Annotated in this window: 21 protein-coding genes; 16 read left to right on the top strand and 5 right to left on the bottom strand. The window is 71.1% G+C overall.

Annotated features, from left to right (window positions below):
• Position 1: 1 nt before the first annotated feature.
• The 4 genes from J4H91_RS06690 (at position 2) to J4H91_RS06705 (ending at position 5,265) form a co-directional block, all read left to right on the top strand.
• Entirely contained in the window at positions 2–1,000 is a 999-nt protein-coding gene (locus J4H91_RS06690; RefSeq protein ID WP_208045483.1) for an ABC transporter permease, read from the top strand.
• Positions 997–1,887, top strand: coding sequence for an ABC transporter permease (locus tag J4H91_RS06695; RefSeq protein WP_208045484.1), 891 nt, complete (start codon positions 997–999; stop codon positions 1,885–1,887). Before J4H91_RS06690 ends, J4H91_RS06695 begins: the two co-directional genes overlap by 4 nt.
• A complete protein-coding gene (locus tag J4H91_RS06700) occupies positions 1,887–3,716 on the top strand; it encodes a dipeptide ABC transporter ATP-binding protein (RefSeq protein ID WP_208045485.1) in 1,830 nt (609 codons plus the stop codon). Before J4H91_RS06695 ends, J4H91_RS06700 begins: the two co-directional genes overlap by 1 nt.
• A 106-nt stretch (positions 3,717–3,822) precedes the next feature.
• Positions 3,823–5,265, top strand: a complete 1,443-nt coding sequence (locus tag J4H91_RS06705) for an alkylhydroperoxidase domain protein (protein WP_208045486.1) — start codon at positions 3,823–3,825, stop codon at positions 5,263–5,265.
• Positions 5,266–5,276: 11 nt separating this feature from the next.
• On the opposite strand, the gene J4H91_RS06710 is transcribed toward J4H91_RS06705, so the two are convergent.
• Positions 5,277–6,077 carry an AraC family transcriptional regulator gene (locus J4H91_RS06710; RefSeq protein WP_208045487.1) on the bottom strand — a complete coding sequence of 267 codons (801 nt, stop codon included), beginning with the start codon at positions 6,075–6,077 and terminating at the stop codon, positions 5,277–5,279.
• 88 nt (positions 6,078–6,165) lie between these two features.
• On the opposite strand from J4H91_RS06710, the gene J4H91_RS06715 reads away from it, so the two are divergent.
• Positions 6,166–6,669, top strand: a complete 504-nt coding sequence (locus J4H91_RS06715) for a VOC family protein (protein ID WP_208045488.1) — start codon at positions 6,166–6,168, stop codon at positions 6,667–6,669.
• A 743-nt stretch (positions 6,670–7,412) separates the two neighbouring features.
• Here the strand turns inward: J4H91_RS06715 and J4H91_RS06720 are convergent.
• Complete coding sequence (locus tag J4H91_RS06720) at positions 7,413–7,964, bottom strand: helix-turn-helix domain-containing protein (protein WP_208045489.1); 552 nt, start codon at positions 7,962–7,964, stop codon at positions 7,413–7,415.
• Between the two features lie 68 nt (positions 7,965–8,032).
• Between J4H91_RS06720 and J4H91_RS06725 the strand changes: the two genes are divergently transcribed.
• From J4H91_RS06725 to J4H91_RS06750, 6 genes are all read left to right on the top strand, one after another.
• Positions 8,033–8,998 (top strand): NAD(P)/FAD-dependent oxidoreductase, encoded by a 966-nt coding sequence (locus J4H91_RS06725; RefSeq protein ID WP_208045490.1) that lies wholly within the window; start codon positions 8,033–8,035, stop codon positions 8,996–8,998.
• A complete protein-coding gene (locus J4H91_RS06730; RefSeq protein ID WP_208045491.1) occupies positions 8,991–9,704 on the top strand; it encodes a methyltransferase domain-containing protein in 714 nt (237 codons plus the stop codon). The genes J4H91_RS06725 and J4H91_RS06730 overlap by 8 nt, the downstream gene beginning before the upstream one ends.
• A gap of 156 nt (positions 9,705–9,860) precedes the next feature.
• The gene (locus tag J4H91_RS06735) at positions 9,861–10,442 is read left to right on the top strand and encodes a SipW-dependent-type signal peptide-containing protein (RefSeq protein WP_243752724.1); all 582 of its coding nucleotides are present in this window, start codon (positions 9,861–9,863) and stop codon (positions 10,440–10,442) included.
• Positions 10,443–10,521: 79 nt separating this feature from the next.
• Positions 10,522–11,103, top strand: coding sequence for a SipW-dependent-type signal peptide-containing protein (locus tag J4H91_RS06740; RefSeq protein WP_341783465.1), 582 nt, complete (start codon positions 10,522–10,524; stop codon positions 11,101–11,103).
• A gap of 88 nt (positions 11,104–11,191) precedes the next feature.
• The gene (locus J4H91_RS06745) at positions 11,192–12,409 is read left to right on the top strand and encodes a signal peptidase I (protein ID WP_243752725.1); all 1,218 of its coding nucleotides are present in this window, start codon (positions 11,192–11,194) and stop codon (positions 12,407–12,409) included.
• Positions 12,406–12,981: a hypothetical protein gene (locus J4H91_RS06750; protein ID WP_208045493.1), complete on the top strand. Its 576-nt coding sequence runs from the start codon at positions 12,406–12,408 to the stop codon at positions 12,979–12,981. Before J4H91_RS06745 ends, J4H91_RS06750 begins: the two co-directional genes overlap by 4 nt.
• A gap of 46 nt (positions 12,982–13,027) precedes the next feature.
• On the opposite strand, the gene aspS is transcribed toward J4H91_RS06750, so the two are convergent.
• The gene (gene aspS, locus J4H91_RS06755; RefSeq protein WP_341783466.1) at positions 13,028–14,371 is read right to left on the bottom strand and encodes an aspartate--tRNA(Asn) ligase; all 1,344 of its coding nucleotides are present in this window, start codon (positions 14,369–14,371) and stop codon (positions 13,028–13,030) included.
• A gap of 136 nt (positions 14,372–14,507) precedes the next feature.
• Here aspS and J4H91_RS06760 point away from each other — a divergent pair, with 136 nt between their 5' ends.
• The 4 genes from J4H91_RS06760 to resB are packed head-to-tail and all read left to right on the top strand — an operon-like array spanning position 14,508 to position 18,222.
• Entirely contained in the window at positions 14,508–15,152 is a 645-nt protein-coding gene (locus J4H91_RS06760; RefSeq protein ID WP_208045494.1) for a histidine phosphatase family protein, read from the top strand.
• Positions 15,149–15,835 (top strand): TlpA disulfide reductase family protein, encoded by a 687-nt coding sequence (locus tag J4H91_RS06765; RefSeq protein WP_208045495.1) that lies wholly within the window; start codon positions 15,149–15,151, stop codon positions 15,833–15,835. The genes J4H91_RS06760 and J4H91_RS06765 overlap by 4 nt, the downstream gene beginning before the upstream one ends.
• Positions 15,836–15,839: 4 nt before the next feature.
• Entirely contained in the window at positions 15,840–16,583 is a 744-nt protein-coding gene (locus J4H91_RS06770) for a cytochrome c biogenesis protein CcdA (protein ID WP_208045496.1), read from the top strand.
• Complete coding sequence (resB, locus tag J4H91_RS06775; RefSeq protein WP_208045497.1) at positions 16,567–18,222, top strand: cytochrome c biogenesis protein ResB; 1,656 nt, start codon at positions 16,567–16,569, stop codon at positions 18,220–18,222. The genes J4H91_RS06770 and resB overlap by 17 nt, the downstream gene beginning before the upstream one ends.
• A 2-nt stretch (positions 18,223–18,224) precedes the next feature.
• Here resB and J4H91_RS06780 read toward each other — a convergent pair whose 3' ends face one another.
• Both J4H91_RS06780 and J4H91_RS06785 read right to left on the bottom strand, forming a co-directional pair.
• Complete coding sequence (locus tag J4H91_RS06780) at positions 18,225–19,577, bottom strand: glutamate--cysteine ligase (protein ID WP_208045498.1); 1,353 nt, start codon at positions 19,575–19,577, stop codon at positions 18,225–18,227.
• Between the two features lie 139 nt (positions 19,578–19,716).
• Complete coding sequence (locus J4H91_RS06785) at positions 19,717–22,161, bottom strand: ATP-dependent DNA ligase (protein WP_208045499.1); 2,445 nt, start codon at positions 22,159–22,161, stop codon at positions 19,717–19,719.
• Between the two features lie 69 nt (positions 22,162–22,230).
• Here J4H91_RS06785 and ku point away from each other — a divergent pair, with 69 nt between their 5' ends.
• Positions 22,231–23,085, top strand: a complete 855-nt coding sequence (gene ku, locus J4H91_RS06790) for a non-homologous end joining protein Ku (RefSeq protein ID WP_208045500.1) — start codon at positions 22,231–22,233, stop codon at positions 23,083–23,085.
• The last annotated feature ends 21 nt before the right edge of the window (positions 23,086–23,106 follow it).

A 23,106-nucleotide genomic window follows, 5' to 3' on the forward strand; every position in this document is an offset into this window, starting at 1 on the left:
GATGACTCCCATCGCGCTGCTCCGCCGTGTGGGCCAGGCACTGCTCGTGCTGGTCCTGGCCTACACCGGAGCCTACATCCTGCTCGCGGCGCTGCCGGGCGACGCCGTCATGGCGCGCTACGGCAGCCCCGAGCTGGGCCTCAGCGAGGCGCAGCTCGCCGAGATCCGCGCCACCTATGGCGCGGATCGCCCGCCGCTCGTGCGCTACCTCGAGTCGATCGGGGCCTTCCTGCGCGGCGACCTCGGCTACTCCGCGCAGAGCGGGGCGAAGGTATCCGACCTCCTCGCCGAGGCGCTGCCGTCGAGCCTCGCGCTCGCGTCGATCGCGCTCGTCGGCGCGGTCTTCCTGGCCGTTGTGATCGCCTTCACCGCGAGCTACGGGCGCGGTGCCTGGCTGCGTCGCGTCTTCCGCAACCTGCCGCCGCTGTTCGTCTCGCTGCCGGTGTTCTGGGTGGGCATCGTGCTCATCCAGGTGTTCTCGTTCAAGCTCGGCCTGATCCCCGTGATCGGGGCGAGCGAGGCGCAGTCGCTCGTGCTGCCGGCGCTGACCCTGATGGTGCCGATCGCGGCACCGATCGCGCAGGTGTTCCTGCGCAGCATCGACGAGGTGCGCGAGCAGCCGTTCGTCGCGGTCACGCAGGCCCGTGGCGCGAGCACGAGCTGGCTGCTGTGGCGCGGGGTCGCCCCCAACGCGCTCCTGCCCGTGCTCACGATGGCCGGTCTGCTCTTCGGCGAGCTCGTCGGCGGCGCGATCGTCACCGAATCGGTGTTCGGGCGCACCGGCATCGGGCACCTCACGGCGCAGGCCGTCGCGAACCGCGACACCCCGGTGCTGCTCGCCGTCGTGGTGATCGCGACGGTCGTCTTCGTGACCATCAACCTGGTGGTCGATCTGCTGTACCCGCTGCTCGATCCGAGGCTGCGCCAGCGCACCGGCGGCTCACGGCGCGACGCGTCCGTCGCCCCGACCGCCCCCATCTCACAGGAGGCCGCCGCATGAGCGCGATCGAACTCGCATCGGGAATCGGCGCATCGCCTCGTCCGAGCGGTGTGCGCCGCCCGCGTCTGCGCGCGCTCGGCTCGACTGCGCTCGGCCTCGGCACGATCGTGCCGCTCGCCGTGCTGGCGATCGCCCTCGCCTGGGCCGTCGCTCCCGGCCTCTTCACCTCGGCGAGCCCGACCGAATCGGTCGGCGCCGCGCTCCAGGCCCCGAGCATCGAGCACTGGTTCGGCACCGACTCGACCGGCCGCGACCTGTTCGCGCGAGTCGTCTACGGCGCCTCCCAGTCGATCACCGCGGCGCTGCTCGCCGTGGGCGTCGGGCTCGTGTTCGGACTGCTCATCGGCGTGGTCGCCGGCGCGGTCGGCGGTCTCGTCGACGAGGCGCTGATGCGCGTCGTCGACGTGCTCCTCGCGATCCCCACGCTGCTGCTCTCGCTGAGCGTCGTCATCCTCCTGGGCTTCGGCACCGCCAACGCTGCCATCGCCGTCGGCGTGACCTCGGTCGCGGTGTTCGCGCGGCTCTCCCGCTCGCAGGTCGTGGGGGTTCGGGCGAGCGAGTACGTCGAGGCGGCCTACGGCTCGGGTGGCACCTTCTTCGGCGTGCTGCGCAGGCATATCCTGCCGAACTCCCTCACGCCCGTCATCGCGCTCGCGGCGCTCCAGCTGGGCTCCGCGATCCTGCAGATCTCGACCCTCGGCTTCCTCGGCTACGGCGCGCCGCCGCCCACGCCGGAGTGGGGGCTGCTCATCGCCGAGGGGCGCAACTACGTGGCCACCGCCTGGTGGATCACGACGCTGCCGGGCCTGGTGGTCGTCGCCATCGTGCTCGCAACCAACCGCCTGAGCCGGGCCATCGGCGCGCGCAGCGCCACAGGAGGATCCTGATGAACGCATCGATCGCGAACGCCGCCACCGCTGCGGTCCGCCCCGCCACGGCACCGCAGGCCGGGGCCGCTCCGGCCGGGGGCGCGCAGGTCTCGGGCGCTTCGCCCGCCTCCGCGCCGCTCCTGAGCATCCGCGACCTCGTGGTGCAGTACCGCACCGAGCGAGGTACCGTCGACGCCGTGCGCGGCGTGGGCTTCGACGTCGAGCCGGGCAGGGTCACCGCCGTCGTCGGCGAGTCCGGCTCCGGCAAGACGACCGTGGCGCAGTCCGTCATGGGGTTGCTCGCCTCGAACGGGCGCATCGCCGGCGGCAGCATCGTGCTCTCCGAGCGTCGGCTCGGCACCACCGAGCTCGTCGGCTTGCCCGAGCGGCGCTGGCAGGACCTGCGGGGCCGCTGCATCGGGCTGATCCCCCAGGATCCCGGCAACTCCCTCGACCCCGTCAAGAGCGTCGGACGCTCGATCAGCGAGTCGCTGCGCATCCACGGCAGGCCGAGCCGGGGAGAGGTGCGCGATCGGGTGCACGCGCTGCTCGAGCAGGTGGGGATCGACGACCCGATCCGTCGCGCCAGGCAGTACCCGCACGAGTTCTCCGGCGGCATGCGGCAGCGCGTGCTGATCGCGGCGGCGATCGCCAACAACCCGGAGCTGATCATCGCCGATGAACCGACATCGGCGCTCGACGTCACCGTGCAGCGCACCGTGCTCGACCTCATCGACCGGCTGCGCGAGGAGACGGGAACCGGGGTGCTGTTCATCACCCACGACCTCGCTGTCGCGGCCGACCGGGCGGACACCGTCGTCGTGATGCGCGGCGGAGAGGTGCAGGAGGAGGGGCCGAGCGCGCGCGTGCTCGCCCACCCCGCCTCCGACTACACGCGGCAGCTCATGGACGACGCCCCCTCGTTCGGGCACGTGCTCGTTCGCGAGCGGGCGCGGCCCTCCGATCCCGAGCGCGCCGGGTCGGCCGACGCGGGCGGGGCGACCGACAAGCCCGATGCGACCGACGAGCCCGATGCGGCCGGCGCAGCGGGGGCGTCCGCCCCGCTGCTCGAGGTGCGCGGCCTGCGGCAGCGCTTCGGCCGCGGAGCCGACGCCTTCGTCGCCGTGGACGACGTGTCGTTCACAGTCGCGCGCGGCACCACCCACGCCATCGTGGGCGAATCGGGCTCGGGCAAGACCACGACCGGACGCGCCATCGCGGGCTTCGCGAAGCCGAGCGCCGGCTCCATCCGGGTCGACGGCTCCGAGATCACGGGACTGCGCGGCCGGGCGCTGCGCGAGTTCCGCCGCAAGACGCAGCTCGTCTACCAGAACCCCTACGGCTCGCTCGATCCCCGGCTGAGCGTCGGGCAGACCCTCCTCGAACCCCTGCGCAACTTCGGCATCGGCGCGCGGAGCGAGCACGCCGACCGCGTGGCCCGCGCGCTCGAACTCGTCGCGCTGCCGACCGACTTCGCCCACCGGCGTCCCCGCGAGCTCTCGGGCGGGCAGCGGCAGCGCGTCGCGATCGCGCGGGCGCTCATCATCGACCCCGAACTCGTGGTGCTCGACGAGGCCGTCTCCGCGCTCGACGTGACGGTGCAGGCCCAGATCCTGCGACTGCTCGCCGAGCTGCAGGACGAGCTGGGGCTCACCTACGTGTTCATATCGCACGACCTCGCCGTCGTGAGGCAGATCTCCGACACGGTCTCGGTGCTGCAGCGCGGGCGGCAGGTGGAGCACGGGGAGACCGAGCGCGTCTTCGCCGACGCGCAGCACCCCTACACGCGGCGGCTCATTGACGCGATCCCCGGGCGCTCGCTCGCATCAGGGCACTGGGTGATCTGAGCGACGCCGCCCCCCGATCCCTCGCCCGCCCTGATCCCTCACCCACCCCCGACCGCGCCCGATCACGGCGCACGCACCGCGCACCGCGCAGAGGAGGACACCCGACATGACCACCACCGACCCCGATACTCCCGACATCGCGCCCCTCGCTCCAGACGTGCTCGACGCGCTCGCGGGCATCGCCCCCGGCGACGCGCTCGACGCCGCGCGCCGCCGCAGGCCCGACGCCCGCGCGCACGCCCAGGGCAGCTTCGCAGCGCTCTTCCTGCCCGCCGATGCCTCGCAGGTGTCGCTCGCCGAGCGCGCCGCGGTCGCGCTCTTCGTCGCCCGACTGCACGGAGACTCCTCCGCCGTCGCGTTCTACGGCGCCCTGCTGCGCGCCACCGAGGAGAACCCGAGCACGGCGTCGGGCATCGGACGCCTCGAGGCGCTCATCGTCTCCGAGGCCGGACGCGCCTCGGGCAGAGGCCCCTACGGCGCCTTCCGCGCCGAGAATGCGCCGGAGAGCACCGCCGGCCCCGTCTACGAGGTCGACGCCCTGGAGACCGCCTACCTGCTCGGCGACCGGCTGGCGGCCGCGCTCGAACACGCCCACCTGCTCGTGCTGCACCCGCGCGACGCGCAGCGCGACCACCTCGAAGCGCTGCTCGAGGCGGGCTGGAGCACGACGGGCGTCGTCACGCTCTCCCAGCTGATCTCGTTCCTCGCGTTCCAACTTCGCGTCGCGCAGGGCTTCGGTGCGCTGCGGGCGAGCCTCGGCGCGGGCGGCGATGCTGTCGGAGCGGGCGAGGGATCCGGTTCGCCCGAACTGCGCGGCGCGCCGACCGAGGAGGGCGCCGCCGCGGCCGCCGCTCCCGGGAGCGACCGGCAGCGTCTCGAGGCGCTCGCCGCCGAGGTCGCGGCCGCCGCGGCGCAGCGACTGGGTGACGGCCCCGGGCGGATCCCTGTCGGAACCGCCGAGCATCTGCCGCCAGCGCCCCGGGTGACGGAGCCGCCGCGCTTCACACAGGACGCCCTCGGCTGGAAGCCCTGGCTCGAGCCGCTGCCCGCAGCCGACTTCACCGAGCGGCACTACCGGGCGCTCGTCGAGCGCGACCGGGTGCACATGCCCTACTTCCGGCTGCTCGCCCGCGACCCGGAGGCGCTGCTCGAGCGCACGCTCACCGACCTCGACATCTTCACCAACGCCGATGCCGGCCTGCCCCGCGCCGACCGCGAGATCGCGGCGGCGGCGGCCTCCCGATACAACGGTTGCGTGTTCTGTGCCTCCGTGCACTCGCGCTTCGCGACGGAGAACGGCGCCGATCGGGACGAGGTGCAGCGGCTGCTCGACGAGGGTGTCGCCGCGCGCATCTCGCCGCGCTGGGACGCGCTCATCGACGCCACCGTCGCACTGACCGCGACGCCGCCCCGCTTCGGCGGCGCCGAGGTCGCGGCCCTCCGAGACGCCGGATTCGACGAGCTCGCGGTGGTCGACGCGATCCAGGCCGGAGCCTTCTTCAACTGGGCCAACCGCCTCATGCTGTCGCTCGGCGAGCCCAGCGTCTGAGGCGGTGTCGCTCAACCCGCGGCGCGACGCCGGTACTCGCTCGGGGTGACGCCGAGCACCGCCTTGAAGTCGGTCGTGAAGTGGGCGTGGTCGGAGTAGCCGAGCTCACCGGCGAGCGCGGCGATGGTGGGCGCGTCGCCCTCGCGCAGCCGCTGCGCGCCCTCCTGCAGACGGCGCCTGCGGATCATCGAGTGCAGCGACAGCCCGAAGAAGCGATCGGCGGTCCGCTGCAGCGTGCGCGTCGATGCGTGCACGCGGTCGGGAAGCTGGTCGACGCGGATGACCGAGGGATCCGCCAGCGCGTCGGCCAGGCGGTTCGCGAGCTCCCCGTCGCTCGACCCCGATGCGTCGGGGCGCGGGACGCGCTCGGCGACCCATCGCGAGAGCAGCGCGACCGCGCGCTCGCGGCGCCGGCCTCCCGATGCGTTCGGATCCTGCATCGCGTCTCTCACACGCGCGAGCAGCGCGTCGTCGGCGACGGGCCGTGCCGAATCGCGGATCGCGGCCGGGCTCGGCACCAGCGCGGGCACCGCTGCGGGCCGCAGCAGCGCGCCCACCGCCCAGCCCCGGCCAGTCAGCACCCGATCGGAGCGGCGGGTGGTGGGTCCGACCGCCGTGACGCCCTGCGGCTCGACGACGAGGTTGCACGCCGGGAACGGCAGCAGCTCCTGGCGCGACTCCTGGCCCGGCGCGAGATCCCACTCGGGGATCCAGAACCATCGCACCGCGTGCTCCACCTCGGGGTCAGGTGCGAGTCGATGGAACTCCGGCAGGCGCCGGGGGTAGAGAATGCCGCGCCGATCCTCGTCCATCGTGCTCCTTCGACCCGACTGCCTTCGCCTCCGGGGATCTGGCGCGAATCTGCAAGCCCCGCCCCGAGCCCGATCCTACGCTGAGGGCATGAACGCACACGAGACACGCGCCGCGAACGGCGCGCACACCACGAACGGCATGCCGCACGGCGCCACCAGCCTCACCCCCTTCCTCGCGATTCCCCGCGCAGCGGAGGCGATCGAGTTCTACCGAGACGTCTTCGGCGCGCGCGTCATCGACGTCACCGAGATGGGCGGCGTCGTGGCGCACGCCGACCTCGATTTCGGCACCGGGCACCTGCAGCTCGGCGAACCGATGCCCGACTACCACCTCGTCGCCGGCCCCGAGGGCGAGGACGACTGCTACTCCATGGGCATCTACGTGCCCGATGTCGACACCGTCGTGGAGCGCGCGGTCGCCGCCGGCGCCACGGTGCGCGAGGCGCCGAGCGACTTCGTGTCGGGCGACCGCTTTGCGAGCATCCGCGACCCCTTCGGCGTGCGCTGGTCGGTGATGACGCGCGTCGAGGACCTGTCGGAGGAGGAGAGCGCCGCCCGCGTGCGGGAGTGGGCGCGATCCTTTGAAGGGTGAACGCGAAGCGTTCGCCCAAGGATCGCGCTGGCCTTACCAGGCCAGGAATCTTCAGGGCTGAACGCGCCAGCGTTCGGCAAATTCCGTGCCGGGCCTATTGGCCCGGATCGTTCGAGGGGTGAGCTCTGAGCGGGAATCAGCCGATTTCGCGCCGGGTCCGAGGGTTTCGAGGTCTCCACGTGCGCGGGGCATCTCGTGCAAACGGCCCCGTCTCTCCCGCGAAGAAAGTCGCCCGCCCGCCGCACCCCTCGCCGCGAGACGCGCCCGTTTTCACGAGACGCGAGCGTTATCCCGGGAATCCGGGGGGCATCTCGTGCAAACGCCCGCGTCTCGCCCGCGGAGGAAGCGACGAGCCCGCCCAGGAGGCCGCGGACGTTGTGGATTTTCAACGTGCGGAGTGCCGGTAAACAGCCTCTGACCTCGGTGCGGGGGTTCCGAGCTCAGCGCTGCGTCCAGACCCCTGAGCTGGCTAGCGGCCAGCAATAGGCCGCCGGGACGCTGCGGCGCGTGTGAGAGACGCCTTCGCCCCGAAGGGATGTCACGCACGGTCCGGGCGACCTCCTCCGGGAGGGGGCGAAGGCACCCCTTGGCGGGAAGCGGGTTGCTGCATGCAGCGAGTCCGGACCCCCGCGCGAACCCGACGGCTTCAGCGAAATCGACTGTTTCAGAGGCCCGAAAAGCGTCGGTCGCGCTGAAACCGTCGCGTTCGGTGCTTCAGGCCGAGAAAGCCACCGCCGCCCACGTCACCCCGCGCTGTGCAGGTGCAGGCGCTCGCCGACGGTGTTGAAGATGCTGATCACCTCGGCCGGGCGCCCGCCCTCGGCGCGCATGCGGTGCGGCACTGTGGTGTCGAACTCGGCCGCCTCACCGCGTCCGAGCACGAGCTCCTGTTCGCCGAGGTGCAGGCGCAGCCGTCCCGACAGCACGTAGAGCCACTCGTGCCCGTCGTGCACCTGCAGCGGCCGCTCAGGGGCGTCAGTGTGGTAGGTGATCTTGAAGGCGCGCACCTCCGACTCCTCGCGGGTGAGCGGGGCGATCGTCATCCCCTCGCGGCGGATCGCGCTGCGGTGCACGCGGGGGTCGCGTTCGCGCGGCTCGAGCAGGTCGTCGACGCGGATCCCGAGCTGCCGCGTGAGCGGAAGCAGCAGCTCGAGGCTCGCCTGCCGCTTGCCCGACTCCAGCCGCGAGAGGGTGCTCGCCGACATGCCCGCGCGCTCGGCGAGCTCGTCGAGCGTCCATCCGCGCTCCTGGCGGGCCGAGCGCAGACGCGGGCCGAGACTTCGCAGTTCCTCCATGACGTGACTCCTTGCTGATTTGGCAAACTTGCTTGCAAGTATCGCATGCCGAGGCGCATGCTGGTCCCATGATTCATCGCACCTGGGACACCATCGTGATCGGGGCCGGCGCAGCGGGGCTCAGCGCCGCGCAGGCCCTCGGCCGCTCGCTGCGCGGCACGCTCGTCATCGACGCGGGCAGCCCGCGCAATCGCTTCGCCTCGCACATGCACAACGTGCTCGGCCTCGACGGCACGCCTCCCGCGGAGCTCCTCGCCCGCGGGCGAGCGGAGGCAGAGCGGTACGGCGTCGCATTCCGCGAGGGATCGGTGCTCGCCGTGCGCGACCGCCCTGCGGACGAGGGGTCCGGATCGCCCGCGCGCGTGCTCGTCGAGCTCGACGGCGGTGACACCCTCGAGGCCCGCTCGCTGGTGGTCGCGACGGGCATCGCCGACGAGCTGCCGCCGATCCGGGGCCTCGCGCGGCACTGGGGAACCGGTGTGCTGCACTGCCCCTACTGCCACGGCTGGGAGGTGCGCGGGCGGCGGCTCGCGGTCATCACGACCTCGCCGCTCGGCATGCACCAGGCCCGACTGCTGCGGCAGTGGACCGAAGACCTGACCGTGTTCACCGCGGGTCTCGGCGAGCTGAGCGACGAGGCCCGCCGCGAATTCGCGGCGCGCGGGGTGCGGCTCGTGCCTGATCCGGTCACGGAGGTCGTCGCGGGCGACGGAGCCGGGATCGCCGCCGTGCGCACCGCCTCCGACGAGTTCGCAGTCGATGCGATCTTCACCGCGAGCGCGCTCGTGCCGCACGACGGCTTCCTCGCGGAGCTCGCCCTCGACCGCGCGGAGACGCCGATGGGATCCTTCATCGCCGTCGACCCGACTGGGCGCACGAGCCACCCGCGCGTCTGGGCCGCAGGTAACGTCGTCGCGCCGGCCGCCACGGTCCCGGTGGCGATGGGCGCGGGCGCGATGGCCGGCGCGGCGGTCAACGCGGTGCTCGTCGAGGAGGACTTCGCGCTCGCCGCCGGAGGGCCGACCGGTGCATGAGCACGGGGACCCGCGCACGGCCGGGCACGGCGACGCCCGCGTCTCGCAGCAGGCCCCGGCCGAGTTCTGGGAGCAGCGCTACGCCGGCGCCGAGGCGGTGTGGTCGGGGAAGGTGAACCGATCCCTCGCGGAGATCGTCAGCGACTGGACGCCCGGCCGGTCTCTCGACCTCGGCTGCGGCGAAGGAGGCGACGTGCTGTGGCTCGCCGAGCGCGGGTGGGACGCGACGGGCATCGACCTCTCACCGACGGCGACCGGCCGAGCGCGAGCGGCAGCCGATTCGCGAGGGATCGCTGCACGTTTCATCGCGACCGACCTGGGGGAGTGGGCATCTGCACCCGAAACGGTCGACGGTTCCGCCGGCCCCTACGACCTCGTCACCGCGAGCTTCTTGCAGTCGCCCGTGGAGCTGCCGCGGAAGCGCATCCTGCGGGCCGCCGCCGAACGTGTCGCGCTCGGCGGACGCCTCGTCGTGATCTCCCACGCCGCAGCACCGGGATGGGCGCCCGATCATCCGGGCGACTTCCCCTCCCCGGAGTCGGAGCTCGCCGCCCTCGATCTCGCCCCCGAACTCTGGGCGATCGAGCTCGCGGAGGTGCGTGCGCGCGAGGCGGTGGGGCCCGATGGCGTTCCCACCGTGCTCAAGGACACCTTGGTGGTGGTGCGGCGTCTCCGGGACCCGGGCGGAGCGGCTGTTCCTCGCTGAAACCAGGACGGGAGGGATCATTCGCAACTCTCTGCGCCCGTGTCCGAGGGTCGCGGCAGTGCGACACGGGCGGTCGACTTCCGTTTAGCGATGGCTTCGCCTAGCCTGGCAGCACGCAGCTAAAAGGGGATGCTGCGCTTTTCTATGGGGGAAATCATGATTCAGACAGACGGCGTCGCGCCTGCGGCGAAGCAGCGCGGATGGACGAAGGCCAGGGCTATCCTCGCCGGAGGGCTCGTGCTCGGCGTGGGCGCGGCGATCACGCTCGCCGCGTGGACGGATCAGGAGTGGGCGAAGGGCGTCTTCGGAAGCGGCCAGTTCGGCATCCAGGGAGCGGCGGACGGTTCGACGTTCGCCGAACATCCCGACCAGGCGTCCGCCGCGACCCTGAACTTCCAGGTCGGCGCCGATCGGCTCGCGCCGAACGACACGGTCTATGCGGGTTACGCCGTGCGACTGGCGCCGGGCTCGACCAACCAGGCCGACGTCACCGTGACGCAGGACGACAGCGCGAAGATCACCGGCACGACGGCGAGCTACCGCTACACGACGTCGGCGACGTGCGACGCGACCGCCTACGGGGCGGGCACGAACGAGAACGGCACGAGCTTCGAGCTCACCGCGCTCGGCACACCGGTCTACCTGTGCTTCCGGGTGAGCGCCGACAGTACGCTCCCGCAGGGACAGGACGGCACGATCCTCTGGAACTTCGCGGCCACATCCGCTGACGCGCTGTAAGGGGCCGGAGGTGTCCCGCCGCGGCGAATCCGCCGGCGCCCACGGGGCCCGGCGGGTTTCACCAGACTGGTTCTCGCGCGTGCGCGCGCTGCTCGCCGGTGCACTCGTGCTCGGGGTCGGTGCGACGCTCACGCTCGCGGCCTGGACCGACACCGAGGTCGCGCAGGGCACCTTCACGGCCAGCACGTTCGGAATCGTGGGCGCTGCGGGGCCCGGCACCGCGCCCGCGTTCTCGGACCACCCGTCCGGTTCGCCCGCCGCGCTCGCCTTCACGTTGACGCCGAACGCGCTGTCGCCGGGAACGACGGTCTACTCGCGCTTTATCGTGAAGACGACCCCCACCACGAACGTCACAGGAACGGTGACGCTGGGCGGAGCGACTGTCACCGGGAGCGGACTCGGCACGTATCTCAGGTACGGGGTGCGCACCATCCCAGCGACCAGCAACTGCGACGCCACGTCGTACGCAGCCGGAACAGCCGTCGTGGCAAACGGCAGCCCGCTGACCGCCGGGGCGGCGAGCGCACAGAATCTTGCCGCCGCGGGGGCCTCGCCGGTCGCCTACTGCTTCGCTGTGACGCTTCCCGCAGGCACGGAGAACGCCGCACAGGGCCTCACCGCTGCGGCGACGTGGACGCTCACTGCGACGTCGACTTCGTGAGGGTTCTCCGAGCGACGGCCGCGACGGAGACGCGTGAGACATGAGTGAGGGGGTGAGCATGCCGGCCCGAAGGCGTTCGGTTCCCGGGATGATCGGCGGCGCCCTGCTCAATCTCGCCGCTCTCGGCGGTCTCGTCTGCATCGTCCTCGTGGTCCTCTCGACGGTCTTCCACGTGTCGCTCATCATGTTCAAGACCGGTTCGATGTCGCCCACCATCCCCGCCGGCTCGCTCGCGGCGGTGCGCGAGATCCCCGCCTCCGAGATCGAGATCGGCGACGTGGTCACCGTCGACCGTCCCGGTGACCTCCCCGTGACGCACCGCGTGACCTCGGTCAGCGGCGAGGGCGAGACCCGCACGATCACGATGAAGGGGGATGCGAACGAGGCGCCCGATCCCTCGCCGTACACGGTTACCGAGGTACGCCGGGTCCTCGCTTCCGTGCCGGGGCTCGCGTACACGGTCGTGTGGTTCTCGAACCCCTGGGTGCTCGGTACGCTCACGATCGGAGCCTCGGTGCTCGTCACGTGGGCATTCTGGCCGCGGAACCCGCGCCGGTGGCCGCAGGGAGCCTCGGGCGAGGACGCCGCAGGGGCCGCAGCGCGTGACGAACCCGCTCCGGTCAGGGGGCGGCACGGAGCAGGGGCGCGGATCGGCAGCGGAGCTGCGGCGGTGGCCGTCGGCTTCGCGCTCGCCGTCGCGCCTGCTCCCCGCGCCGAGGCGCAAGGGGCCGGAGTCGAGGAACAGATCGTCCGCGGCGAGCACCTGACTCTGACGTCGATCGGGGATCCCGCTGAAATGCGCGCGATGCGAGTGGGCATCCCCGTGCACTGGCAGGTGGGGGTGGGCATTCGCGCGGCGGGGGCGAAGGAGGCCTCGGTGGATGTCGCGCTCAACGCCGCGGGCTCGCACGAACTCGGTTTGAACGTCGACGTGCGCGCCTGCACGCAGCGCTGGGTCGACGCGCGCTGCGCCGGTGATGAGCAACTCCTCCGCGCGTCCGCGCCGGCGGACCCCGACACCGGCTTCGAATCCCTCCTGGCGTGGAAGGGAGGCGCCGAGCGCTGGTTCCTCATCACCGCCGAGATCCCCGAACCGGCCTCGGGCGTCGTCGAGCTCACTCTGCGCGCGACGGGGTTCGGCGAAGAGGTGACGTCCGGACCGGGCGAGGTGCACGGCCTGCCGACGACGGGCGGCGCGGGCATCGGGCCGGCTGCGCTGCTCGGCGCGGGCGCGCTGGCGGTCGGGCTGAGCGCCGCGGGAGCGGCGAGGGCGATGGCGCGCCGGAGAGTGCGGAGCGTCTCATGAACATGAATGGCAGCGGACGCCACGGATCGCGAGTGCCGCGCCGGCCCTCCTGGCGTATCGGCTGGGCGGTCGGCGCCCTGACGGTGCTCGTGGTGATCTCCGCGCCGGTGCTGACGGATCGGCCGGCCTGGACCGAAGCCACCTGGGCCGACTCGGAGTCGGGCAATGCGGCGTTCGGCACGTACCAGGTCCCCGCTCCCGTCTACACGAGCTGCGAGGCGACGGGCCTGCTCGGACTGAACTCGACGCTCACGATCCATTGGCGCCAACCGCCGGAGGTCGCGGGACTCGCCCTCGAGTACGGCCGATCGGATTCGAGCGGTCTGCTCATCCCGCTGACCGACGCGCTGCTCGGCAACGTCACGACGACGGCCGTGAGCGGTGATCCCGGGGCTTACACGACCGTCGTCAGAGTGGGACTGCTGGGCGGGCTCGTCGGCGGGAGCAAGAGCATGGGCCTGAGATACAGCCTTCCGAACGCCGGAAACGACTGGAAGTCCAGCTGGATGACCGTCTCCGGCACCTGGTACCTGTTGGGCCTCGGCACGCCGAAGTGCGCGTTGCAGCAGTGAAGCGGGAACAGGGGCCGCGTGCGGCCCGATCCCTTTCGGATCCGGCCTACGGCAGCAGGCGGTTCGGGCCGCGGAAGAGGTAGGTGACCTCGCGGATCGAGGACTGCTGCAGCATGAGCATCAGCACCCGGGCGAGGCCCATGCCGAAGCCGCCGTGAGGGGGCACGCCGTAGCGGAAGAAGTCGAGGTAGAACGACAGTTCGGCGGGATCCATGCCCTTCTCGACCGCCTGCGCCTCGAGCACCTCGATGCGGTGCTCGCGCTGCGCGCCCGTCGAGATCTCGGTGCCGCGGTAGATGAGGTCGTAGCTCTTGGTGAGCTGCGCGTCGTCTGCGTGGCGCATGTGGTAGAACGGGCGGATCGAAGCGTCGTAGTCGGTGAGGAAGACGAAGTCGGAGCCGTACTTCTGCTTGACGTGCGCGGCGATGCGGCGCTCGCCCTCGGGGTCCATGTCGGCGTCGGCGCGCGGCACTTCGTAGCCCTCGGCCTTCACGATCTCCTTCGCCTCGGCGAGCGGGATGCGCGGGAACGGGCGGGCCGGTACCTCGACCTCGATGCCGAAGAGCTTCTGGATCTCCTCGCCGTGCTTCTCCTTCACCGCGGAGAGGCCGGCGACGATGAGCTCCTCGTGCAGTTCCATGACGTCTTCGTGCGAGTCGATCCAGCTCAGCTCGGTATCGACCGAGGTGAACTCGGTCGCGTGACGCGAGGTGAACGAGGGATCGGCGCGGAACGCGGGGCCCACCTCGAAGATGCCGCCGAAACCGGCCGCCTGCGCCATCTGCTTGAAGAACTGCGGGCTCTGCGCGAGGAACGCCTGACCTTCGAAGTACTCGACCTCGAACAGCTCGGCGCGCGATTCGGACGCCGACGCCATGAGCTTCGGGGTCTGGATCTCGATGAACCCGCGGTCGACCCACACATTGCGGAGCGCGTGCAGGAACGTCGTCTGGATGCGGAAGATCAGGTTCTGCTCGGGGCGGCGCAGGTCGAGGAAGCGCCAGTCGAGGCGCACATCGATGCCGCTGTCGGCCGCGATCGGGTTGTCGGGGAGCGCGCGGGTGACGACCTCGATCTCGTCGATCTGGATCTCGACGCCGCCGAGCTTCACGCGTTCGTTGTGCTGCAGTTCGCCGCTCACGGTCACGAAGGTGCCCTGGGTGAGTTCGGAGATGGTGGTGGTGCGGGGCACGAGGATGTCGGAGCGCGGGTTCTCGGGGTCGGGCTCGCGCAGCACGCCTCCGTTCACGAGCTGCACCGCGCCGCTCTCGTCGCGCAGCACGACGAACTGCACGTAGCGCTGGTCGCGCACCTTCTCGACCCAGCCGGAAACTCGTACGGGGCCGTCCTCGCGGGCGGCCAGGTCCTTGATCAATACACGCTCAGTCACCCGAGACAGTCTACCGGTCGGGCGCGGCCGCGATGCCTGATCGGTGAGCCGGGCGCGGAGCGCCCCGCGTTCCCACCTCGTTCGCACGCGGACCCCCGCCGCAACCTCCCAGACACCCCGAACGTAGAATGGAGACGTGAGCGACAAACTGCTGCATCTGGTGCGCCATGGCGAAGTGCACAACCCGGAGGGCGTACTGTACGGCCGCCTGCCCGGCTATCGCCTGTCCGAGCTGGGGCACCGCATGGCCGAGGCTGCCGCCCTCGAACTGGCCGGCAGCGACCGTGCGGTCGCCAGGCTCATCGCGTCTCCGCTCGAGCGCGCGCAGCAGTCGGCGCGCCCGATCGCGAGCGCGTTCAGTCTCGAGATCGTCACGGATGAGCGCATCATCGAGCCCACCAACTCCTTCGAGGGGCTCAAGGGCAGCGGCCCGGATTCGGCGTTCAAGAAGCCGCGCTACTGGCACCGCTACTGGAACCCCCTGCGCCCGAGTTGGGGCGAGCCCTACCGCAGCATCGCGGCCCGCGTGCGCGAGGCCATGGATGCGGCGTGGAACAGCACCCGCGAGGGCGACATCGTGATGGTCTCGCACCAGTCGCCGATCTGGATGGCGCATCTCGACATCGCGGGCAAACCGCTCTTCCACAATCCCGCTTCGCGCCGCTGCGAGCTGTCGAGCATCACGAGCTTCGAGAAGCGCGGCGAGCGTTGGTTCGAGGTCGACTACCGCACGCCCGCTGCAGCTCTGCTCGCCGAGGCGACGGACGTGGGCGCCGTATGAGCAGCGGCGATCTCGATCGGCGAGGGATCCCTCCGCGAGGGATCCGCGGGCGCGCGTCGCTGCGCGTGGCCGCCTGCGTCGCCGCGGCCGGCCTGCTGCTCGGCGCGACGGCCTGCAGCGGCGGAGACGACCTCTCCCAGCAGTGGGAGGAGGGCGGCGATAAGGGCTACGTCTCGGGCGATGGCTCCTCGCTGAGCATCCCGCCCTCCGAACGCACCGAGCCCGTCGTGTTCTCCGGCGAGACCGAGACGGGGGAGACCTACGGCTCCGACGACACGCTGGGCAGCGTCACGGTCGTCAACTTCTGGTACGCGGGCTGCGCCCCGTGCCGCGCAGAGGCAGCCGACCTCGTCGAGGCCTATGACGAGTTCTCGCCGCAGGGCGTCGAGTTCGTCGGCGTCAACACCCGCGACCAGGTCGCCCAGGCGCAGCAGTTCTCCGAGGAGTTCGGCATCGCGTACCCGTCCATCATGGACTCGCCAGGCGGCCGTGCCGTGCAGCGCGCCTTCGCCGGGCAGGTGCCGCTGAACGCCGTGCCCACGACCCTCGTGCTCGACACCGAGGGGCGTGTGGCGCATCGCGTGCTGGGGCAGCTCGCCGGCGCCTCGCAGCTGAGCACCCTGATCGGCGAGACGCTGGCCGAGTCGGGCGAGGGATCCGGCACCGGATCGGGCGAGCAGTAGCCCGGTGGAGCTGCAGGACCTCGTGGGCGACGGGCAGCTGCTCGTCGCGTCGCTGATCTCGATCGCCGCCGGGCTCCTCTCGTTCCTGTCGCCGTGCGTATTGCCGCTCGTGCCCGGCTACCTCGCCTATGTCGGCTCCACCGCTACCTCGGCCCCCGGCGATCGCGCGGCTCGAAGCCGCGTCGTGCTCGGTGCGCTGCTGTTCGTCGCGGGCTTCACCGCGGTCCTCGTCGCGTTCCTCGCGGCGGCCGGAACCGTCGGCGTGTGGCTGCTCGAGTGGGAGAGCGTCATCACCCGCGTCATGGGTGTCTTCGTGATCCTGATGGGGCTCGTGTTCATCGGCCTTTTCAGCCGCATGCAGACGACGCGGAAGCTGCGCCTGAAGCCGAGGTTCGGTCTCGTGGGCGCTCCGCTGCTCGGCGCGGTGTTCGCCATCGGATGGACCCCGTGCATGGGCCCGACGCTCACCGTCATCATGGGTCTGAGCCTGCAGCAGGGATCGGTCGGGCGCTCGGTGGTCCTCGCCCTCTGCTACTGCCTCGGCCTCGGTCTGCCCTTCGTGGTCGCCGCATTCGGTTTCGGGTGGATGACGCGGACCATGACATTCTTCAAACGGCATATACGCGCCGTGAACCTGATCGGCGGCGTGCTGCTGATCCTCATCGGTCTCCTCATGGTGACCGGACTCTGGAGCCGGATGATGTACGCACTGCAGGCGGTGATCGGCGGATATGTCACGCCCCTCTGATTACGACGACGGATCGGGCGCCGCGGCGCGCGTCGAGGCGCCCGAGCTCGGGCTGAAGGGCTGGCTGCGCTGGTTCTGGCGTCAACTGACGAGCATGCGGGTCGCCCTGATCCTGCTGCTGCTGCTCGCGGTCGCCGCGATCCCCGGATCCCTGCTGCCGCAGCGCAGCGCCGACCCCAACGGCGTGATCCAGTACGAGCAGGACCACCCCGAGCTGTTCCCCATCCTCGACGCCTTCCCCATCCAGGCCTTCGATGTCTACGGCTCGGTCTGGTTCTCGGCCATCTACCTGCTGCTGTTCATCTCTCTCATCGGTTGCGTGCTGCCGCGCATCGTGCACCACTGGAGGGCGTGGCGCGGGCAGCCGCCGAAGACTCCGGCCCGGTTGCAGCGCATGGCCGGTTTCAGTGAGGTGCGGGTCTCGAACCCCGAGGCGACCGACGCCGAGCGCGCCGAGTTCGCCGAGCGTGCGGTGGAGGTCGCTGCGGAGGTGCTGCGCAAGCTCCGCTACCGCGTGCAGGTGCAGCGCGTCACCCGCAGGGGCGTCGAGGAGGTCTCGGTCTCGGCCGAGCGCGGCTATCTGCGCGAGACCGGCAACCTGCTCTTCCACCTCTCGCTGCTCGGCGTGCTCATCAGCGTGGGCATCGGCGGAGTGTTCACGTTCAACGGGCAGAAAGTGCTCGTCGAGGGTGAGACGATGGTCAACCAGCTCATCGACTACGACACCGTGAACTCGGGCCGCTCCTTCGACACCGAGAGCCTCGAACCCTTCAGCCTGCGGCTCGACGGGCTCGACGTCACCTACATGACGCCCGAGGACGGCAACGTTTCGGCCATCGGTCAGGTGAAGGACTACACGGCGTCGATGACGCTCATCGATCCCGACGGCAGCGAGTCGGAGCATACGATCCGGGTGAACCACCCGTTGCGGGTGCACGGCTCTCCGATCTACCTGATCGCCAACGGCTACGCGCCGAAGATCACGGTGCGCAACGCCGAGGGAACGGTCGTCTACAGCGAGGCGATGCCGTTCATCCCGCAGGACACGAACATGACGTCGCTCGGCGTGGTCAAGGTGCCCTACGGGATCATGGACGAGAGCGGCGAGCAGACGCAGCTCGGGCTGCGCGGCTTCTTCTACCCGACCAAGTCGGATCTCGACACGGGTGCCTTCACCTCGAACTACCCCGACCTCGAGAACCCCGTGCTCACCCTCGACGTCTTCGTGGGCGACCTCGGCATCGACAACGGAGTGCCGCAGTCCGTCTACGCCCTCGACACCGGTGCGATGGAGCAGCTCACCGGCCGCGCGATCGACAAGGAATCGTTGGAGCTCACCCCGGGCCAGACGGTGGATCTGCCGAACGGGCTCGGCACCATCACCCTCGAAGCGGTGCCCCGCTACGCGTCATTCGATGTGATGCGCAATCCGGCGCAGCAGTGGATCCTCGTGTTCGCGCTGCTCGCGCTCGGCGGCCTGCTCTGGTCGCTGTTCGTCGCGCGCCGACGCATGTGGGTGAAGGCCGTGCCGACGGAGGACGGCGTCGCGCTGCAGTACGCGGCCCTCGCGCGAGGCGATGATCCCTCGCTCGAGCGGGCCGTCGATGACCTGAAGCAGCTGCACCGCGAGCGGCTGTAGCCTCACTCGTCGAGGATCACCTCGCTCACGCGGAGCGCCCGGTGCTCGGCCTCGTCGAGCTCCGCCACCGATCCGTCGGCGCCGAGCCAGTACCATGCATCGAGGTCGGGCCCCGGCGCGTCTCGGCGGGTGAGCGTGTAGACGATACCGTCGATCTCTTTCGTGCGCATGTGCCGAATATAGACCCTGCGCTGCCCGGGTCGCATCTCGCGAGCCACCGGCCGGTGCGTCACCGCCACGGCGTCGGCGACGAGCTCCGCGTAGCTCGCGCCCTGGGCGATGAGGGATCGCTGCCGCTCGGCCCCCGTGCCCTCGCGCAGGATCTCTGCGACGATTCCTCGCACCTCCGCGAGGTCGCCGGTCTCCTCGAGCGCGGGGGAGACGTGATCGAGGAGCGCCTCGACGGCCTCCGCCGCGGGCCGGGGCTGCTGCTCGACCGGGTGGATCAGTTCGGCCTCCAGGCCGAAGCGGCTGGCCGTCCACATCGCGAGTCGCACGAGCGTCGTCGGCACGGCTTCGAGCGGCTCTCCGCGTCTCCACGCCGCCGCCTCCGTCTCGACGAGTCCGCGCACGATTCCCGCGAGCCCCACTGCGCGTCTCGCCGACATGCACACGTCGGATACGCGGATCTCCACGGTCGGGTAGCGGTCGCTCAGCCTGGCGTCGAAATAGACCATGCCGCGGTCGAGCAGCGCCCCCGTCTCGACCATGCGCTCCACGATCCCGTGGTAGGCGGCGGCCGAGCCGAACACCTCGGTCGAGCCGGCAGAGGGCCAGCGACCCCAGACCTGGTGCCGGTAGCTCGCGAATCCCGTGTCGACGCCCTGCCACAGCGGAGAGTTCGCGCTCAGCGCGAGCAGCACAGGCAGCCACGGCCGCACCCGGTCGATCACGGCGACGCCCTCCTCGTCGTCGCTGACGGTGACGTGCACGTGCAGCCCGCAGGTGAGCTGCTCGCGGGTGGTCAGCGGGTACTGCTTCGCGAGGGACCGGAAGCGCGACGACTGCATGAGGTGCGAGTCGACGGGCGCCGGGCTCGTGCCGAGCGCGACGGCGCGCGCCCCTGCGGCTCGGGCGGCGACGTCTGCGAGGCGTCGCCCCGCCGCCACCTCGATCGCGAGCCCGCTCAGGGTGGCGCACGGAGCCGAGACCACCTCGATCTGCTCGCGCTTCAGCTCGGCCTCGAGGTGTGTGGCCGGGGCGGATCCCTGGATTGCACGCCCGGATTCGGCGTGCGCCGTCGCGAGCACCGCGCCCGACCGTGGAACGGGTACACCCGTCTCGGGGTCGACGAGCAGCAGTTCCTCCTCGACTCCGATGAGTCGCTCGAATGAGGCGTGCGTGCGTGTCGTCATGGAACCCTGCCGTCGGAGAAGCGAGCGATCGGCTGCTCCGCGCGTTCACGGCCCGTGCGCTCGGAGCGCTGCACCTCACGCTAGACGCCGCCGGGCGGCGCGGTAAGGCCCTTGACAGGGATCGCGTGCGTGTGCGCGGTCACGGCCCGAGCTCATCGGGGCTCTTGTCGGGTCGCCAGCCGCGCCACACCGGTTGCCGGAAAACACCCGACTCGGTGCGGCCCTTCGCCGTCACCTCGCACACTCGGTCGGGCACGACCCAGTGAGCGTCACGCCGGATCTCGGCGGGGACGTCGTCGACCGTCGGATCCGAGCATTCCAACGGTGCGAACCGCTTCCTGATCTCGCGTCGCTCGCGGTTCGAGAACCCCGTCCCCACGCGGCCGGCGTACCTCCACCGTCCGACGCCGTCGGGGACGGCGAGCAGCAGCGAGGCGATATCGGAGGCATCCGACAGGCCGTCGCGCCAGCCGACCACGACGGCCTCCGAAGCGATCACGAGCGGGAACTTCAGCCAGTCGCCCGAGCGTGCGCCCGAGTGATAGAGGCTCTCGCGCCGCTTCGCGACGATTCCCTCGAGGCCCAGCCGTCGGCTCGTCTCGAGCGCCTCCTCCGGGTCGCTGTCGAAGGCCTCGGGGCGAGAGACGGGCGCGGCCGACCCCTCCTCGATCAGGCGCTCGAGCAGCTCGCGGCGCTGCAGATAGGTGAGGCCGCGGCAGTCGCGACCGTCGACGCGCAGCACGTCGAAGACGAAGAGGGCGGCCGGGGCGCCGCGCCGCGCGCGAGCGATCTCGCGGGGGTCGGTCAAGCCGAAACGGGTCTGCAGGCGGCTGAAGCTCGGGGCGCCGCCGTCGCCGAGGGCCACGATCTCGCCGTCGAGCACCGCCTCTTCGGCGTTGACCGCCTCGTGCAGCGAGGCGAGCTCGGGGTAGGCGGTGGTGAGATCGGCGCCCGAGCGGCTGCGCAGCTCGACCCCCGAACTCGCGATCGATGCGATGGCACGGATGCCGTCCCACTTCATCTCGAACGCCCAATGCTCCGGGTCGAGGCGGACGAGCCGCGCCGGCGTCCCGGTCTCGGCGAGCATGGGGGAGAGATCGGCTGCGGAACTCGCGCGGCGTGAGCCGGCGCGCGCGGAACTCCGGCGGCCCGAACTCGCGCCCCTGGAACCCGCTCCCCTGGAACCCATCCCTCCCGATCCCTCGTCCGGCATGAGGTGGATGAGCCAGCTGGGCTTGCCGCCCAGCTCGCCGGCGCGGAACAGCGCGTAGCGACGGGTACCGCCGAGCCCGCCGCCGGGGCGCCCGGTGAGGGCCGCGACGACCTTGTCGCGCGACCATTCCTCCAACTCGTAGGTGCCCGCGTCCCAGATCTCGACCGTGCCGGCCCCGTACTCGCCCTTCGGGATGCGCCCCGCGAAATGGCGGTACGAGAGCGGGTGGTCCTCGGTCGGCACGGCGAGATGATTGGTCGAGGGATCCGTGGGCACCCCCTTCGGCAGCGCCCAGCTCACGAGCACCCCGTCGTGCTCGAGCCTGAAGTCGTAGTGGAGGCGGCGCGCCTCGTGGCGCTGGATGACGAAGCGCAGGTCTCCCGCCGCGTCGGGGTCGTCGCCGTCGCCCGGCTCGGGCACCGGCTCGGGGGTGCGCGCCGCGTCGCGCTTGGAGCGGTAGAGCTGCAGGCGGTCGCGCGCGGGCGCCGCGTCGAGCAGCGCCTCGAGCGGGTCGCCGCGCCGCTTCACCCGGCTCAGCACCTCGCGGAAGTCGAGATGGCGCAGATGCGGCGACGCGAGCTCGCGCCAGGTGCGCGGCGCGGCGACGAGGGGCTCCGTCCGCCCGCGCAGCGAGTAGGGTGCGACCGTCGTCTTCGACCCGTTGTTCTGGCTCCAGTCGATGAACACCTTGCCGGGGCGCAGCGCCCGCTTCATCGAGCTCGTGATCTCGTCCGGGTGATCGGCCTCGAGCGAGCGCGCCAGCTCGCGAGCGACGGCGGAGACCTGGTCCGAGGTCTGCTCGCCGTCGAGCGCCGCGTAGAGGTGGATCCCCTTGCTGCCGCTCGTCACGGGCACCGAGGTGAGGCCCATGTCGCGCAGGATGTCGCGTACGAGGAACGCGACGCGCGCGCAGTCGGCGAGCGGCACGCCCTCACCGGGGTCGAGGTCGAACACGAGCCGGTCGGGGTTCATCGCGACGCCGTCGGGGCCGAAGCGCCACTGGGGCACGTGGAGCTCGAGCGCCGCGAGCTGTCCGAGCCACACGAGCGTCGCGGGGTCGTTCACGAGCGGGTAGTCGTTCACGTGGTCGCGGTGCTCGATACTGCCCGTCGCCACCCACTCCGGAGCATCCTCGCCCAGGTCCTTCTGGAAGAAGGAGAAGCCGGTACCGTCTTCGCCGACACCGTCGGGCCACCGCTTGCGGGTCGCCGGCCGGTCCGCGCAGTGGGGCAGCATGGTCTCCGCGATCGCCCGGTAGTAGCCGATCACGTCGCCCTTGGTGGTGCCCGTCGCGGGGTAGAGCACCTTCTCCAGATTCGAGAGTCTGATGCGGTGCCCGCCCACGCGCACGAGCTGTTCGTGTTTCGGCATGCTTACATGCTCGAAGGGGGTTCGTGCAAGCGGTAGACCTTTGACATTCGAACGGGGTCTACTGTAGGCATGAGAGCGATCTGGAGCGGCGCGATTACCTTCGGCCTCGTCAACGTGCCCGTGAAGCTGTACAGCGCGACCGAGGACCACGACGTGCCGCTGCACCAGGTGCACGATGCCGACGGCGGGCGCATCCGCTATCAGAGGCGCTGCGAGGTGTGCGATGAGATCGTCGCCTACGAGCACATCGAGCGCGCATTCGTCGACGAGGAGGAGACGGTCGTGCTCACGAAGGAGGAGCTGGCGTCGATCCCTCAGGAGAGGGATCGAGAGATCTCCGTCGTCGAGTTCGTGCCGAACGCGCAGATCGACCCGATGCTGCTCGACCGCAGCTACTACCTCGCCCCGTCCGGCAAGTCGCCGAAGGCCTACGTGCTGCTGCGACGCACGCTCGAGAAGACGGAGCGCACCGCCATCGTGCAGTTCGCGCTGCGGCAGAAGACGCGGCTCGCGGCGCTCCGCGTGCGCGACGACACCCTGCTGCTGCAGACGCTGCTGTGGCCCGATGAGATCCGCGAGCCCGAGTTCCCGACGCTCGATCAGCGGGTGCGCATCTCGGCGAAGGAGATGCAGCTCTCGACGGCGCTCGTGAAGAGCTTCTCCGGCGATTTCGAGCCCGACAACTTCCGCGACGAATACCAGGAGCAGCTGCGCACGCTGATTGAGGCGAAGCGTCGCGAGGGCGACGCGATCGACACCGAGGAGACCTTCGGAGAGACCGCGCGGGGCGGCGAGGTCATCGACCTCATGGAGGCGCTCAAACAGAGTGTCGAGCGCTCACGGGCGAAGAAGCGCCGCACACGGAAGAAGCCGCGGACGGCGTCGCGCTCGGGTTCGGGTGCCGCGAAGCGGCGCAGCGGATGAGCGCCGGAGGAACGGAGGACG

The sequence above is a fragment of the Leucobacter ruminantium genome, from assembly GCF_017565705.1.
GTDB classification, from domain to species: domain Bacteria; phylum Actinomycetota; class Actinomycetes; order Actinomycetales; family Microbacteriaceae; genus Leucobacter; species Leucobacter ruminantium.

What these genes read in the sequence shown, in the direction of transcription:
- J4H91_RS06720 (WP_208045489.1), bottom strand. Translation starts at nt 7,964, where the DNA reads ATGGAGGAACTGCGAAGTCTCGGCCCGCGTCTGCGCTCGGCCCGCCAG.
- J4H91_RS06695 (WP_208045484.1), top strand. Translation starts at nt 997, where the DNA reads ATGAGCGCGATCGAACTCGCATCGGGAATCGGCGCATCGCCTCGTCCG.
- J4H91_RS06750 (WP_208045493.1), top strand. Translation starts at nt 12,406, where the DNA reads ATGAACATGAATGGCAGCGGACGCCACGGATCGCGAGTGCCGCGCCGG.
- ku (WP_208045500.1), top strand. Translation starts at nt 22,231, where the DNA reads ATGAGAGCGATCTGGAGCGGCGCGATTACCTTCGGCCTCGTCAACGTG.
- J4H91_RS06690 (WP_208045483.1), top strand. Translation starts at nt 2, where the DNA reads ATGACTCCCATCGCGCTGCTCCGCCGTGTGGGCCAGGCACTGCTCGTG.
- J4H91_RS06700 (WP_208045485.1), top strand. Translation starts at nt 1,887, where the DNA reads ATGAACGCATCGATCGCGAACGCCGCCACCGCTGCGGTCCGCCCCGCC.
- J4H91_RS06745 (WP_243752725.1), top strand. Translation starts at nt 11,192, where the DNA reads ATGATCGGCGGCGCCCTGCTCAATCTCGCCGCTCTCGGCGGTCTCGTC.
- J4H91_RS06785 (WP_208045499.1), bottom strand. Translation starts at nt 22,161, where the DNA reads ATGCCGAAACACGAACAGCTCGTGCGCGTGGGCGGGCACCGCATCAGA.
- J4H91_RS06780 (WP_208045498.1), bottom strand. Translation starts at nt 19,577, where the DNA reads ATGACGACACGCACGCACGCCTCATTCGAGCGACTCATCGGAGTCGAG.
- J4H91_RS06735 (WP_243752724.1), top strand. Translation starts at nt 9,861, where the DNA reads ATGATTCAGACAGACGGCGTCGCGCCTGCGGCGAAGCAGCGCGGATGG.
- J4H91_RS06765 (WP_208045495.1), top strand. Translation starts at nt 15,149, where the DNA reads ATGAGCAGCGGCGATCTCGATCGGCGAGGGATCCCTCCGCGAGGGATC.
- J4H91_RS06710 (WP_208045487.1), bottom strand. Translation starts at nt 6,077, where the DNA reads ATGGACGAGGATCGGCGCGGCATTCTCTACCCCCGGCGCCTGCCGGAG.
- resB (WP_208045497.1), top strand. Translation starts at nt 16,567, where the DNA reads ATGTCACGCCCCTCTGATTACGACGACGGATCGGGCGCCGCGGCGCGC.
- J4H91_RS06705 (WP_208045486.1), top strand. Translation starts at nt 3,823, where the DNA reads ATGACCACCACCGACCCCGATACTCCCGACATCGCGCCCCTCGCTCCA.
- J4H91_RS06725 (WP_208045490.1), top strand. Translation starts at nt 8,033, where the DNA reads ATGATTCATCGCACCTGGGACACCATCGTGATCGGGGCCGGCGCAGCG.
- J4H91_RS06715 (WP_208045488.1), top strand. Translation starts at nt 6,166, where the DNA reads ATGAACGCACACGAGACACGCGCCGCGAACGGCGCGCACACCACGAAC.